A 13,416-nucleotide genomic window follows, 5' to 3' on the forward strand; every position below is an offset into this window, starting at 1 on the left:
TAAACAATGTGTTCATCAATTAAATTGCATTTTCGGCGTTGTCTCATCAATAGTATCAAAGGTATATCCTTCTTTTTTAAGGAATTCAATTATATCAGGCAATGCTTTCACTGTATTTTTCATACTATTGATATCATGCAATAAGATATTAACATGCTTTTGGTTTTTCGTCCCTTTTTGTACAGCAGTAATGATTTGTTGTTCACTTATTGACGGACTGAAGCCATCTGTCGAGTCAATGGACCAATCAAAATAAATATACCCTTTTTCCTTTAATTGTTGAAGGATTCCATTGATGATTGGTTTTGTTGACGCCTGATGCCGCAGACGATTATTCGAGCCGCCAGGAAGGCGCACAATACGGCTTTTTATCCCATAATCCTCTTGCAGCATGGTTTCAAGCCTATTCAAATCTTGAAAGAAACTCTCAGTCGACCGATAAACGATGGAATAATCATGTGTATAAGAATGAAGAGCAATCGAATGACCGCGGGATATCATTTCCTGATAACATCTCTTAGCGTATGGTTCTTCGTTACCTTTAACGAAAAATGTGGCCTTAACATGATAGCGGTCCAAAATCCCCAATATCTTCATGGTATTCAAGGATGGTCCGTCATCAAAGGTCAAATAAGCGATTTTCTGATTCGCCTTACTTTTTAGTAACGGTGTGATCTCTTCAGGAACCACTGCATGTACTTGAATGTTTTGCACATCCACATCAGACAAAATAATAATGAAAGAACTCGCCATGACAAGAATTAATTTTAGCATCTTCTTCATAGCTGCTGCATCCCCTTCCTTTTGACCATTAAGGTGTACCAGTTAAGGGGTTTCATGCGCAATAAGGCAGCGGTAAAAAATACCGCTGCCTTTATTAAATGAAGTTATCGATCGACATTAAAGTAACGAGCTTCAGGATGTGCAAAAACAATGGCTGAAACGGAAGCCTCTGGTTCCATCATGCATCCTTCAGTCAATTCCACGCCAATATCTTGAGGTTGCAACAGGCGGAATAGCTTCTCCTGGTCCTCCAGATTAGGACAAGCAGGATAACCAAATGAAAACCTTTGCCCGGTGTACTTAGCTGCAAATCGCTCTTTCATGGACATATCAATCGGATCGCTTATACCTAAATCATCCCGCATTAATTGATGAATTCTTTCCGCGAACCCTTCAGCTGTCTCGAGAGCAAGTGATTGAAGGGCGTGATTTTTCAAGAAATCACCTTCAAGCTTCAGTTTTTCCGCCCATTTTCTGATTCCTTTTCCGGCAGTGACTAGGAAGAAACCAACATAATCCATTTGTCCGGAGGAGATCGGTTTTGCGAAGTCCGCTAAACAAAGATGCGGATTCGTATCTTGCCGGGGGAAGTCGAAAGTTTCCAAAACCTCATGATGATTGTCCGGGTTGTATATAAATAGCTTATCTCCTTCGCTTTGAGCAGGGAAAAATTGATAAACTGCATTCAGGCCATAATCCGGTTCCGTCTTTAGGAATTCTATCAATTCGTCAACGAGATCATTGAGCTGCACTGCTTTTTCATTCCCTTGCTTAAGCAATTCGGAAACTTTGCCTTTTAACCCCAAATGATGTCCAATCAGCATTTGCCTATTTATATATGGCTGGACGACATCCAATGGATAGTTTTTCAGGACGTGACGTTTGATGTCACGCGGTGTTTGAACAGGAGCATCGCTTAAAGGAGCCGCTGTGGACTGCTTACGAACAGGTTTCTCCAACGTGGCAGCAATGGCGGCATTCGCTTTCGATCTTTCTCGTTTCTCGACCAACTCTTCCAAGTACACCACTTTTTTGTCGGCGTCATGCAAAATATTCGTTACTGCCAAACCATCCATCGCATCTTTGGAATATAAAACCGGCCCTTCATATTCAGGTGAAATTTTAAAATCGGTGAATTTACGGGATAATGCTGCCCCTCCAACTAAAATTGGGGTATCTATTCCCGCTTGCCTTAAATCCTGCGCGGTTAAAACCATTTGCTGTGCAGATTTGACAAGTAACCCAGATAGGCCAATGATGGTTGGCTCATGTTTTCGAACCTCTTCAATGATTTGTTGCGGTGCGACCTTTATTCCCAAATCAATGACTTCATAGCCGTTATTGGATAGAATGATATCCACTAGGTTTTTCCCGATATCATGCACATCTCCCTTGACGGTCGCCAACAGGATTTTCCCTTTCTTAGCACTATCTTCAGAGTTTTCCATAAGTGGTTCAAGGTGAGCTACAGCCGCCTTCATCGCTTCAGCACTCTGAAGCACCTCTGCGACAATAAGTTGGTTGTCATTGAACAGCCGCCCCACTTCACTCATCCCATCCATCAATGGTCCATTGATGATTTCCAACGGGGTATCACCGCGCTCTATCGCTTCATTTAAATCATCAATCAATCCTTCTTTCGTTCCTTCGATAATATAGTTACCAAGACGTTCGTCCAATGGCAGGATCACACCATCATCCTTCTTCTCCGCTTTTTTCCCACGATAAAATTCGGTAAAAATCGCTAAAGTTTCAGTTGAAGTCTCAAACAGGAGTGCCTCAGCCAATTTTACTTCCTCTTCCGGTATCAAGGCGAAACGTTCAAGTTTTTCTGTATTCACGATAGCATAATCGAGACCCGCTTTTGTACAATGGTAAAGGAAAACGGCATTTAATATTTCCCTTCCCCTCGCCGGTAGACCGAAAGAAACGTTGGAAATCCCAAGTATCGTTAGGCATTCCGGAAACTTTTCTTTAATCGCCTTTATTCCATTCACCGTCTCCAATGCAGATCCGATATATTGTTCATCCCCTGTGCCTACAGGAAATACCAGCGGATCAAAAATGATGTCATTTTTGTTTAGACCGTACTTATTGACGAGCAAATCCACAGACCGTGTAGCCACTTCCAATTTCCGTTCAGCATCAACGGCCATCCCAATTTCATCAATGGTTCCTACGACAACGGCAGCACCATATTGATGGACTAAGGGCACTATTTTTTCAAAGCGCTCTTCACCATCTTCAAGGTTTATGGAATTAATGATCGATTTTCCTTGTGAATGTTTTAATGCTTGTTCGAGTACGACTTCATCCGTAGTGTCGATGACCAATGGGACTTTCACTTTTTTGACGACCTCTTCTACAAATTCCTTCATGTCGCCAAGCTCATCCCCATCAGGATCAGCAAGACAGATATCAATGACATGGGCGCCTTTTTTTACCTGGTTACGTGCAATTTCGGCAGCTGGTTCGTAATGCTTTCCGCGTATCAGCTCCTTGAATTTTCGGGAACCGATAACATTCGTTCTCTCCCCTACGAATAAAGGGCGCATTGAATCATCATAAATGAGCGGCTCTATCCCTGATACGGCATGACCATGGGCAGTTTCCGTAAGTGTACGTGGCTTCATTCCTTCGAGTACCCTGGAAAGTTCTTTAATATGTTCTGGCGTGGTACCACAACATCCGCCAATGATATTGACCCATCCCTTCTCGGCAAATTGCTTCATTTTCTCTGCCAGGGAAGCAGGTGATTCATGATAGTGGCCTTCTTCATCAGGGAGCCCGGCATTCGGATAACAGCTGATGGCGCTATTTGATATATCTGCAAGTGTCCTGATATGGTCTATCATGAATTCCGGCCCTGTTGCACAATTAAGGCCGACAGCTACGGGCTTCATATGTTCAACCGATAAATAAAAAGCTTCTATGGACTGTCCGGCAAGTGTCGTGCCCATCGGTTCGATTGTTCCTGATATGATGACAGGCACATCTTTTCCCGTTTTAGCGAATGCTGCTTTGATTCCAGAAAAGGCAGCCTTGACATTAAGCATATCCTGACAGGTTTCCACCAACAGCAAGTCTACCCCGCCATCCAAGAGACCCAGTGCCTGCTCTTCATAAGAATCTGTCAAAACATCAAAAGTCGTTCCTCCCGTTACGGAAAGCGTTTTTGTAGTGGGGCCCATCGAGCCAGCTACATATCTTGGCCATTCATCATTGGAATACTTTTCACAAGCTTTAACGGCAAGCTCAGCGGAAATTTTATTTAGCTTGTAGGCAATCGTACTTATTTGGTATTCCTCAAGGACGATGCTGGTCGCTCCAAAGGTATTTGTTTCTATGATATCTGCGCCCGCCGCTAAATATTTTTCATGAATGGATTGGATGATATCCGGTTGCGTCAGTGATAAATATTCATTGCAGCCCTCGAATTGTTCCCCGCCAAAATCGTCTGCTGTCAAATTCTCCGCTTGAAGCATCGTTCCCATCGCCCCATCAAGTAGGAGAATTTTAGAATTTAACTGATCTTGAATCGCTTTTTTATTCATGTACTGCCACCTCTGATGTCTGTTTACTATCGACTTTTCTAATATATTTCGTAAGTTCCGCCGTCATTTCATAGCGAAGGAATGGAGTGATTAAATATATGCCCTTGAATTTTTCCCTAGCCGCGTCCACCAGTTCCCGCGCAATATTCACCCCTTCAATCCTTGACTTTACAGGGTCATCCCCCGCTAGAGCCATGGCCCTTCTAACATTATCAGGCAATTTGATGCCTGGGATCTCATTATGGATGAATTCGGCGTTCCGGGTGCTTGTTAAGGGCATGATACCGATGAAAATCGGGGTTTCTAGATGTTTTGTCGCTTCATATACTTCTTCGATTTGCTCCACGGAATAAATTGGCTGTGTCAAAAAGGATTGAGCACCGCAGGCAATCTTCTTTTCCATTCTTAGTACGGCTTTATCCAGATATTTCACATTGGGATTAAAAGCTGCCGCAATTTTAAAATTTGCCCGTTGCCCCAAACTTTGACCGGAATAGGAAAGACCTTCATTAAATTGTTTGACCATGCTTATCAGGTCAAAGGAAGATAAATCATAAACCGAGGTGGCACCCGGGAAGTCCCCAATTTTTGAAGGGTCTCCGGTGATGATCAATATTTCGTTTAGCCCTACCGTCTGCAGACCCATTAAATGTGACTGCAGGCCAATCAAATTTCGATCACGGCATGTTATATGCACCATCGGATTTATATTCAATTGGTTCTTCAGTAAATTAGCCAGTGCATCATTCGATATCCTTGGTGAGGCAAGTGAATTGTCCGCTAATGTAATGGAATCGACTCCTGCTTTTTTCAAAACCTCAGCACCAGTCATGAAGCTCTCTATCCCTAGCTTTTTCGGTGGATCAAGCTCAACAAGAATCGTCCGTTCCGTTTTGGCTTTTTCGTAAAGGGGAAGTTCCAATTCCCTATCGTTCACTTCAATTACTTCTATTTCACGGGATTTCGTAAATTTCTCTTTCACGGGAGCCAAACTTCCAATTGCATGCTTTACAGCTTGAATATGCAGTGGAGTCGTTCCACAGCACCCTCCTATGATCGCGGCGCCTTGCTCACGAAGTTCCAGGGCACTAGAACCGAAATATTCCGGCACAGCTTTATAAACGAGCCTCCCATCGACATAATCCGGCAGGCTGGCGTTAGGGTAAATGGCAATCGATGCTTGCTTTGGCAAACTCACTTCTTCCAAGGCCCGAATCATATGATGTGGTCCGAGGCGGCAATTTACACCAACCACATCGGCACCCAATTGCTCGAGTTTTTGAAAGGCTTCATTTAAATGGATTCCACTTTGAAGATTACCCAGTTCATGCATCGAGACATTTGCGATAATCGGCAGTCCCGTTTCATTTTTAACGATTTGCAGGACGGTTTCCAGTTCTTCCAGGTCATAAAATGTTTCCAGGAGAATCCCATCAGGATTTTCCATCAACAGACTGTATAGCTGTTCACGAAAACCCCGTTTTATCTCTTCCATGCTTAAATCCGATTTCCTGATACTCCGCTGGGCCCCTATGGTACCGAAGACGTATGCTTTTCCTTTTGCCGCTTTTTTAGCAAGAATGACTCCCTGGCGATTGATTCTGCTTACTTCATCTTCAAGTCCATACCGCTTCAATTTATTGAAATTGGCTCCGTATGTATTCGATTGAAGGATATCTGCACCAGCTTCCAGATAGGCTCGATGGATGGACTCTATTTGATCTGGGTTCGTACAGTTTAATTCCTCATAACATTGATCAATGCCATTAGAGTAAAGCAAGGTCCCCATTGCCCCTTCTCCAATCAGCATTCTTTCTTTTAATTCTTTACGAAAATTCATCATTACACCCTCTCTCAAAAACAATCCTGTTTTTGTAGTAGTCTATGAGTATGAGAGAAAAGGAAAAAAAACCTTCTCAAAGAAGAAGGTTTTTGAAACATTCTCCTCATCTATCAAGCTCTGCTTGCTGGATTTAGCACCTTTGCCTAAGCTGGTTGCTGAGGTTTCTTCGGGCCAGTCCCTCCACCTCTCTCGATAAGATCCATTTATATAATTTTCATAAGATTTCAAAATTTGATTATATTTAATTTACATTAATAATCTGTCAATTTCAATACCTGATCGACATTTTTTTCACTTTTGCAAAAATCATTCAATTTTTTGCTGCTTGAACCCTCTTCAAGATCCTTTGTTTCCAGTCTTCCGCTAACGAGTCTAGTGTAAGTAAAGCCTTAGCACCTTCCAGCCCATCCCGTTTATGAAGGATGACCTCTGCTGCGTAATGGACAGAAATTTTTTCTTGTAGACGATCTATTAGCACAATCTCGTTTTGTTTATTTATCGTTCCTTCTTGAAGTACTCTTGCAAAATAACCAGTGAAACTCGTTTTCAGCACGCGTTCCAAAAACTTAGGTTCTTGATTGAAGAAGGAAATGGTCGAACAAGGTATCCTCCCTTGGTTAATTTGAACAATCACATCGCCTATTTGATAAATATCGCCGATATACGTTGTTTCTTCCCTCATCCCCGCTATAGTTAAATTTTCACCGAATGCAGGGATATCCAGCTTTTTAGAGAATTTTTCATTCCATAATGAATAATGCTCAAATGGGTAAAAGCACAAAGCCCGATCAGGACCTCCATGGAACTTTACATTACCGACACCATCGCCGATTATGCCAGCTTTAGTCACTGTCAAATTATCCTGTGCTTGTTTATCCATGGCTGAAAAGATATCGATATTCGAAAAAATTTCATGTTTCGGCTTCCCCGCATGTAGTGATTTGATTTTTCCATTTTCCATTTTGCATCTTCCATTCATATTAAATTTATATCATCCTATATGTATAAATTATACTAAAAATCCATTTTATTCAGTACCTTTTTATATGTATATGAAATGAAAAAGCCATATGAGCAGTTAATGGGCGAAATATCATTGATTTCCAGAAAAATTCATAGGTTAGTTTCAGTAATTTAGTTGCTATTTCAGAATTAAATATGGTAGAATATGAACACAATATATAGTCGAAAACTACAACCGTTCGCCTATATGTTGATTTTCACGATTGAATTCCTCATTGTCGCTCTTTAGGGAGCGAATTTTTTTTGCTTTCATTAATATCCACTAATTCCCTGTAATTCCATTCAGTTTCTTGCATCTTGATCGACTCACCTATTTGTACTTTCCTTCCCTCCTTATCAAGTCCCTTTCATTTCCTTATTAGAAGCCTGATTCCTTGCAAAAACAAGCAGAAAGCCGAGCGACATCATCCGTCTTCCGCTCAGCTTCCTGTTTACGCTTGTTTCTTTTTTTTCGGTGCCGCTTTCTTTCGGGTCGTCTTTTTCTTTTCCGTTTCATCATGTTTTGTACGGTCTATGGATGCCTGTAATGCCTCCATTAAATCAGTTACATTGTTGGAAACTGGTTCTTTTGTTTTCGCTGTAATCGTCGTCTGTCCCGTTTTCTTTGATTCAATCAATTCTAGTAACGCGGTTCGATAGTCATCGGTGTATTTTGTCGGATCGAAAGTAGTCGTTAATTGATCTATCAATAATACGGCAGTATCGATTTCTTTTTTTACTATGGTATCATTGGCAGGGATATTCGGAACATCCGCTGTGGAGCGGACTTCATCCGGATAATGAATCGTTTCCATAACCAAGGTATTATCAACGACTCGGATTACCGCCATTTGTTCTTTGGATCGAATGATGATTTTTGCCAACCCCACCTTATTCGATTCCTTGAGGGCCTGCCTCAAAAGGGAATAAGCTTTTATCCCCCCGTCATTTGGGGACATGTAATAACTCCGGTTAAAATAAATGGGATCTATTTCTTCAATTTTAACAAAATCCACGATTTCCACGGCTTTTTCTTCGTTTTGTTTTTTCAGTTGTTCTAGTTCATTGTCTTCCAATACAACAAACTTTCCCTTTGTATACTCAAAAGCGCGGACTATATCATCCTTCCCCACTTCTTTCTCGCATACTGGACAAACCTTCTCGTATTTAATCGGTGTATGACATTCCTTATGCAACGTCCTTAAAGATATATCCTTATCCTCCGTTGCAGCATGAAGTTTGATCGGAATGTTCACCAAGCCGAATGATATGCTTCCCTTCCACATCGTATGCATATTCGTCACCTCATAACTTATTTTTGATGAGAAGAACAATTTTATTATTCCCCTTTGTTCAAAAAAAACCGAAAAAACAATTGCCAACTGTAACACTTCGTTTTTTTGGCAAAATAATGTTATCAATTATTTGCGGAGGTAAATACAAATATGAAACCGATGCTGCCTACCTATTACCCTGAAGCCCCCAACTCCAAGGATTGGCGTTATGAAGTCAAATATGACGGCTTTAGGGCTATATTAACGATAGAATCCGATACCATAAGCATTTCGAGTCGAAATGAAAAGGAATTATCACCTCAATTCCCAGAAATCATTGCTTACATCAAAGACCTGGACCTGGAAGATTATCTCCCGCTTCAGTTAGATGGAGAATTGGTCTGGCTTACCAATCAAGCGAAAGCGGACTTTTTTCAAATACAGTGGCGAGGACGCCTTGGGAAACAATCCTTAATTTCAGAAAATGCCCGTTTTTCCCCATGTCGGTTTATAGCGTTTGACCTGCTTCGCATCAGCGGAAAAGAGGTAGCAGCTAATCCAATGGTGGAACGAAGGGAATTGATGTTGAATATAGGGGGAAAACTCGGTCTACCTATGCCTCCTGATCCCACCGATAAGGCTTTGATACAATTAATAGAGAGTTTTGACGTTTTGGATATTGCCTTGAATAAGGTCACCTTGTTAGATGGTGAAGGGATTGTCGCCAAGGAAACTCGGGGTGCTTGGCAAGAAGGAAGACGTACAACATCTTGGATTAAGGTGAAAAATTGGAAGACCGTTTCTTGTTTCATCACAGCATTGCACAAAGAAAATGGCTACGTTTCCCTTGCAGTATTCAAAGAAGGTGCCGTAACGAAAATCGGAAGTGTCAAAAATGGACTGAGTGCTAGAGATAAAAGTATATTGCATCAATTGATCAAGCAAAATGCATCAGACGAAGACACACAATTTTTTTATATCCATCCGTCCATTTGCATTGAAGTTCAATTCTTACACGTATATGAGGAAAATGAATTGCGTGAACCTCAGTTTTCGCAGTGGCTTTTACAAACTTCTCCCGACGAATGTACCTGGGAGAAATTCGTGCTAGGGCAATATACATTTCCAGATACTGTACAAATAACTTCCAAGGATAAACCGCTTTGGAAAACAGAAGGTAAACAGGTGGTAAAAGTAGAATACCTTCATTATTTACGGGAGGTTTCAGCTTTCTTCTTACCCTTCTTGAAGGATAAGCTTCTTACCACGATCCGCTATCCTCATGGAACTTTGGATAAAGAAAGATTTTTCCAAAAAAACAAACCTGATTATGCGCCGGACTTTATTAAAACGTTCATGGATGAGGATATCGAGTATATGCTGTGTAACGACATTGAAACTCTCCTTTGGTTTGGTAATCAACTTGCATTGGAATTTCATGCCCCATTTCAGAAAGCCGGTAAAACAAGACCCGACGAAATCGTCCTGGACTTGGATCCTCCTTCCATCGAATATTTCTCCTTTGCGGTAAAGGCTGCACAGGAAATAAAAAAGGTGATGGAATCATTAAGGATAAAAGCTTTTGTAAAAACCTCAGGTAACAAAGGACTGCAAATTCACATCCCTCTGCCTGAAGACACATTTACTTATCAGGAGACACGCATATTCACTGACTTTCTTGGTGATTATTTAACAAGTTCCCACCCGAATGATTTTACAACGGAAAGAATGAAAATAAATCGGCATAATCGACTTTACTTGGACTTTGTGCAGCATAGTGAAGGAAAAACCATCATTCTTCCTTATTCCCCACGGGGAAATTCTTTCGCTGGTGTGGCTACACCTTTGTTTTGGGAGGAAGTGAACGAAAGTCTCCAGTTAAAGGACTTTACGATTGAAACCATACCAAACAGAATAAAAAGGGACGGGTGTGCGTTTATGGATTACCGACTGGTGGATAATGGACCAGCCTTTTTGGAAGTATTATCGTTCCTAAAACAAAAAAAGACCAATAACTAATTGGTAAGATGGAAAGTTGCTCTAGAAAATCGCTTTCCACGGGCGGTCCGCCCTCGGCGCTGGCCTGCGGGGTCTCCCTTGGCAACGCTTTTCCCGCAGGAGTCCCGTACCTTACGGCCAATCAACTGGGGCGTTTCTTTAAGAAAAACTCTAGGCTAGTCTCATCCGTATAATGTTTAAGACTAGGTTACCTACATGTTTTTTACTATAATCTTTAATGAATTGAAGAAATTTGCGACACTCCTGCCGAATAACTGGCTAGTCGAGACCCCACAGGCTCTTGAGCCGAGGAGGCTTGGCAGACAGTCGGCGGAAAGTGAACGGATCTCTGAAATCAACTGCAACTTTTTTAAAATAAGAAAACTGCAGGAAAACTCGTTTTTTTCGAGTTCGCCTGCAGTTTAAAAATTTCATAATAATTTTGTTCTCAAATAACTTTGCACTTCATCCTGCAGCTTGGCATATAAGCTTGTTTCCAATTCAAAATCCTCTTTTTCAAGTATTTCAAATTTTTCAGGCTGATCTAAGTCCATTTCAATCGATACTTTGAATTCATAGGTTGCATTCCCGATTAAATCAATTGAATACGTTTGGCTTTCTACATCATGGTGGACCACGCATTTAACTTTTCCGCCGTTATTGTAGACAGATATTTCACTTTCCAACGCGTTTAACCCAACAGAGCATGTTACTAGGCTAGAAGCCGACATCGCCGTTCCGCATGCATTCGTGAAGCCTACTCCACGTTCGAATGTCCGCACATAAATGCTCCCTGGTTCCAACTCTTTCACAAAGCTGACATTGACACCATCAGGGAAAAGTTCATTCGGTTGATTGACCTTTGTTGAAAGTTCTTCCTGCAAATCACTTTGTAAAACATCACTATCGACGAGTGTGATCAAATGTGGATTAGGAACCGCCAATGCCGAAAATAGCAGGGTATCATGAAGTTCCGGCAATGTTTCGTTTTGCAGCTGTTCTTTAGCCAATATAAGAGGTAGATCCTTCACATTAAAACTTACTGGTGAAATTTCCACCTTGAAAGTCGGAATGCCCTCATAAATATCTTCCGTTTTTTCGACTAGTAAATTTGCCTTCATGGTTTCCACGATCATTTTATCTAGCCCCAGAACGTCGTTCGCGTAACGTGCCACACAGCGAAGTCCGTTGCCGCACATCGAGGCTTCCGATCCATCCGCATTAAAGACACGCATCCGGCAATCAGCATGTTCACTTTTCATTACGAACAAAATACCATCCGCTCCGAGCCTCTCCCGATTGCATAGGGCCTTTGCGAAATTTTTCCGCTCTTCTTCCGTAAACATCAGGGTCGTAGTCAATTCATCAATTATCAAGAAATCATTTCCTGAACCATGGCTTTTTAAACCTTCAATAATCATCCTGTCACATCCTCTAATAAGCTGCTTGTCATTTATCATTTTTTTAATATTCTATATCATAGCATTTTCAAGATGGATGTGTCATCGCGTAAATCACATTAAATCCATTTTTTTCGACGAAAAAACCAATAAGAAGAGCGGTTGGAATAAGAATTAACTCATTCCAACCGCTCTTTTGAATTTTAACCGATCATACCAATGATGAAATAGACAATAAACATTCCGGCACTCACATACATCGGGGCTGACACTTCTCTCGCTTTTCCGGTTACAAGCTTCAAGAATGGGTACAGGATGAAACCGAATGCCATTCCATCGGCAATACTGTATGTGAAAGGAATGATCGTGATGATCATGATTGCAGGTATGCTCTCGGTTAAATCACTGAAATTCAGCTTTTTTATGTTTCCGAGCATCAAAATGCCAATGATAATCAAGATGGGGGCAATGGCGCTATCAGGGATTACTTTAATCACCGGTATAAATAACAGTGATAGGATGAATAGCACGCCCGTCACCACTGAAGTAAGACCAGTCCTGCCTCCCGATGCGATTCCTGCTGCCGTTTCTACTGTTGCGACGGTAGGACTCGAACCGAATAAGCCTGATAATAGAACGGACACACTTGTCGCCTGCAGCGACTTTTTATATGCATCCTGGCGGTTGATACTGTCTACATGCCCGTGTACAAGACCAATATTTTCAAAAACAAGAACCATCGTCATCGCAAATACACTTATCCAGAATTCAATCCGGTTCGCTTCCAAGAACGATAATGAAAAGAAGAGATCGCCGTAGGAAGCTGTGTTAATGCCTGAAAAATGGATTTCCGATAGTTGAACCGTCCCGAACCAATAGGCAATGAGGCTGCCTGCCAGGATGGTTATCATGAAATTACCGGGGATATTCTTGATGAACAGCGTGATTGCCAGTAAAAAGGTCAACACCGTTGCAAACACCGCTGGATCGCTTAAATCTCCCAGTGCGACGATTGATGATGAACCTCTTGTGATTATCCCGCCCTTTTCAAGTCCGATCAGCATCAAGAATAGGCCAAGACCAACAGATATGGCTTCTTTTATCGAACTTGGAATCGAATCACTGATGATTTTGGAGTATTTTGTAAAAGCGATGATTACAAAAATTACCCCTGAGATAAACACAGCACCAAGAGCCGATTGCCATGATAGACCCATTCCTTGAACCATGGTATAAGCAAATAGGGCATTGACGCCCATTCCTGGAACGAGAAGGATTGGGACATTCGCCCAAAATCCTATCATGACACAGCTTAAAGCAGATAAAAGAATCGTGGCAATCACTGCACCATTAATCGGTATGCCCGCTTCCGATAAAATCAGGGAATTCACGATGAGAATATAGACTATCGTAAAATAGCCGACCACTCCAGCAAGGATTTCACGTTTTCCATTCGTTCCATAGTCGGAAAAATGAAAAAACGTTTCCAAGTTTAATTTCTTCATGTTGTGTCCTTATCAAATTTATCCCTCGCCCACCCGTTTGTATTAGTGACAAACTAC

Annotated in this window: 8 protein-coding genes and 1 riboswitch; of the genes, 1 reads left to right on the top strand and 7 read right to left on the bottom strand. The window is 41.6% G+C overall.

Annotation, left to right across the window (positions count from 1 at the left end; genetic code table 11):
* Nucleotides 1-15: 15 nt before the first annotated feature.
* From MKX49_RS12905 to ku, 5 genes are all read right to left on the bottom strand, one after another.
* Nucleotides 16-783 (bottom strand): polysaccharide deacetylase family protein, encoded by a 768-nt coding sequence (locus tag MKX49_RS12905; RefSeq protein ID WP_340876670.1) that lies wholly within the window; start codon nucleotides 781-783, stop codon nucleotides 16-18.
* A gap of 104 nt (nucleotides 784-887) precedes the next feature.
* Entirely contained in the window at nucleotides 888-4,337 is a 3,450-nt protein-coding gene (gene metH / locus MKX49_RS12910) for a methionine synthase (protein WP_340876671.1), read from the bottom strand.
* Complete coding sequence (locus MKX49_RS12915) at nucleotides 4,330-6,177, bottom strand: bifunctional homocysteine S-methyltransferase/methylenetetrahydrofolate reductase (RefSeq protein ID WP_340876672.1); 1,848 nt, start codon at nucleotides 6,175-6,177, stop codon at nucleotides 4,330-4,332. The genes metH and MKX49_RS12915 overlap by 8 nt, the downstream gene beginning before the upstream one ends.
* A gap of 103 nt (nucleotides 6,178-6,280) precedes the next feature.
* A riboswitch (SAM riboswitch) is annotated at nucleotides 6,281-6,379 on the bottom strand.
* Between the two features lie 111 nt (nucleotides 6,380-6,490).
* Nucleotides 6,491-7,141 carry an MOSC domain-containing protein gene (locus tag MKX49_RS12920; RefSeq protein WP_340876673.1) on the bottom strand — a complete coding sequence of 217 codons (651 nt, stop codon included), beginning with the start codon at nucleotides 7,139-7,141 and terminating at the stop codon, nucleotides 6,491-6,493.
* A gap of 493 nt (nucleotides 7,142-7,634) precedes the next feature.
* A complete protein-coding gene (gene ku, locus MKX49_RS12925) occupies nucleotides 7,635-8,477 on the bottom strand; it encodes a non-homologous end joining protein Ku (protein ID WP_340876674.1) in 843 nt (280 codons plus the stop codon).
* A gap of 150 nt (nucleotides 8,478-8,627) precedes the next feature.
* Here ku and ligD point away from each other — a divergent pair, with 150 nt between their 5' ends.
* The gene (gene ligD, locus MKX49_RS12930) at nucleotides 8,628-10,475 is read left to right on the top strand and encodes a DNA ligase D (RefSeq protein WP_340876675.1); all 1,848 of its coding nucleotides are present in this window, start codon (nucleotides 8,628-8,630) and stop codon (nucleotides 10,473-10,475) included.
* A 410-nt stretch (nucleotides 10,476-10,885) separates the two neighbouring features.
* Here ligD and dapF read toward each other — a convergent pair whose 3' ends face one another.
* Both dapF and MKX49_RS12940 read right to left on the bottom strand, forming a co-directional pair.
* Nucleotides 10,886-11,875 carry a diaminopimelate epimerase gene (gene dapF, locus MKX49_RS12935; RefSeq protein ID WP_340876676.1) on the bottom strand — a complete coding sequence of 330 codons (990 nt, stop codon included), beginning with the start codon at nucleotides 11,873-11,875 and terminating at the stop codon, nucleotides 10,886-10,888.
* A 182-nt stretch (nucleotides 11,876-12,057) separates the two neighbouring features.
* Nucleotides 12,058-13,359 carry an NCS2 family permease gene (locus MKX49_RS12940; RefSeq protein ID WP_340876678.1) on the bottom strand — a complete coding sequence of 434 codons (1,302 nt, stop codon included), beginning with the start codon at nucleotides 13,357-13,359 and terminating at the stop codon, nucleotides 12,058-12,060.
* Nucleotides 13,360-13,416 lie beyond the last annotated feature (57 nt).

Origin of the sequence: Peribacillus sp. FSL M8-0224 (assembly GCF_038003055.1) — a bacterium.
Classification (GTDB): Bacteria; Bacillota; Bacilli; order Bacillales; family DSM-1321; genus Peribacillus; species Peribacillus frigoritolerans.

What these genes read in the sequence shown, in the direction of transcription:
- MKX49_RS12905 (WP_340876670.1), bottom strand. Translation starts at nt 783, where the DNA reads ATGAAGAAGATGCTAAAATTAATTCTTGTCATGGCGAGTTCTTTCATT.
- metH (WP_340876671.1), bottom strand. Translation starts at nt 4,337, where the DNA reads ATGAATAAAAAAGCGATTCAAGATCAGTTAAATTCTAAAATTCTCCTA.
- MKX49_RS12915 (WP_340876672.1), bottom strand. Translation starts at nt 6,177, where the DNA reads ATGAATTTTCGTAAAGAATTAAAAGAAAGAATGCTGATTGGAGAAGGG.
- MKX49_RS12920 (WP_340876673.1), bottom strand. Translation starts at nt 7,141, where the DNA reads ATGGAAAATGGAAAAATCAAATCACTACATGCGGGGAAGCCGAAACAT.
- ku (WP_340876674.1), bottom strand. Translation starts at nt 8,477, where the DNA reads ATGCATACGATGTGGAAGGGAAGCATATCATTCGGCTTGGTGAACATT.
- ligD (WP_340876675.1), top strand. Translation starts at nt 8,628, where the DNA reads ATGAAACCGATGCTGCCTACCTATTACCCTGAAGCCCCCAACTCCAAG.
- dapF (WP_340876676.1), bottom strand. Translation starts at nt 11,875, where the DNA reads ATGATTATTGAAGGTTTAAAAAGCCATGGTTCAGGAAATGATTTCTTG.
- MKX49_RS12940 (WP_340876678.1), bottom strand. Translation starts at nt 13,359, where the DNA reads ATGAAGAAATTAAACTTGGAAACGTTTTTTCATTTTTCCGACTATGGA.